Source organism: Pseudomonadota bacterium (assembly GCA_038533575.1).
GTDB lineage: Bacteria > Pseudomonadota > Alphaproteobacteria > Rhodobacterales > Rhodobacteraceae > Shimia_B.
Genome location: JBCAYL010000026.1, coordinates 1 through 1321, shown reverse-complemented (window position 1 = coordinate 1321; position 1321 = coordinate 1). Strand labels below are relative to the sequence as shown.

Annotated in this window: 1 protein-coding gene; it reads right to left on the bottom strand. The window is 42.8% G+C overall.

Annotation, left to right across the window (positions count from 1 at the left end; all coding sequences use genetic code 11):
* Nucleotides 1–794: 794 nt before the first annotated feature.
* The gene (locus tag AAFM92_16845) at nucleotides 795–1184 is read right to left on the bottom strand and encodes a hypothetical protein (GenBank protein ID MEL7302030.1); all 390 of its coding nucleotides are present in this window, start codon (nucleotides 1182–1184) and stop codon (nucleotides 795–797) included.
* Between the last annotated feature and the right edge of the window lie 137 nt (nucleotides 1185–1321).

Below are 1321 nucleotides of genomic sequence, written 5' to 3'. Positions count from 1 at the left end.
GTCTAGACCTTAGTTTCACCCAAGTAAATGATGTTAGTGCTCTATCTAATCTACCTAGCCTTACTAGTCTAGACCTTAGTTTCACCCAAGTAAATGATGTTAGTGCTCTATCTAATCTACCTAGCCTTACTAGTCTAGGCCTCTATTCTACTTCAGTGAGAGATGTTAGTGCTTTGTCTAAGCTGACTAACCTTACTAGACTAGAACTCCGTTCTGACGAAGTAAGTGATGTTAGTGCTCTATCTGGGCTGACTAACCTTACTAGACTAGACCTTCACTGTCGTCAAGTGAGTGATGTTAGTGCTTTATCCGAGCTGACTAACCTTACTAGGCTAGATCTTCGCTGTCGTCAAGTGAGTGATGTTAGTGCTTTATCCGAGCTGACTAACCTTACTAGTCTTATGCTTCATTGTGATCAAGTAAAAGATATTAGTGCTCTATCCAAGCTGAAAAAGCTTACCAGTCTTATGCTTCATTGTGATCAAGTAAAAGATATTAATGCTCTATCCAAGCTGAAAAAGCTTACTAGGTTGAGTCTTTATTCCGACCAGGTAAGTGGTCTATCAATGTTAACAAGTCTAATTATTCTTGATCTCCGTTCTGCTCAAGTGAGAGATGTCAGTACCTTGACTAAGTTAACCAATCTCATGAGACTTTACATTAGCTCTAATCATAAACTTAAGGGCTTGGAAAATTTCAAATTAGCTGTGCCTCGTTGCCGCATAGTTCGGTTGTAAACTATAGGACATTCAGTATGTCTTAGGAAAAAAGTAGAGAGTTGAATTAACATTCTTTCATGAACTCGTAGCTGTCGTTTCCAACTGATTAACTTGAGCAAGTATAGCTTCAGAATTTGTCTGCTGTGCTTGTTCTACGTAATTCTGTTTCACCGTTTCTATTAAATCTACTACCAGCGTCTGAACTTCTGCTTTGTTAGCCTCTTGCTGTAGAGCGTTGACCAGCCTAAGCCGAAAGTCATCGCTAAGCTGGTCTATCAGCTGCCGACCTTCTGTATCAGAATAGGCTTCAGCCAGGGCGGTACAAGTCGCAGTAGCCAGCGTATCCGCCAAGGGCGCTAGGACAGTATCGGACAGCTCGCTAAACCCTGGCACGGTTTTAAGCGCATCGTATATCACAGAATCAGTGAGCGCATCTTTCAGTCCGTAGCGCAGCAAGCTTTCCAAATCAGGCTGAAGGACGGGAAGAACTTGCAGTGCTAATGTCCAAACAATACGATCAGCCAGGCGATCAATCCGATCGTCTGGCTGAGTAATCGCTGAGGTAACTACTCAGGCTGGAATGCTGGAAGAACAGGGCTACC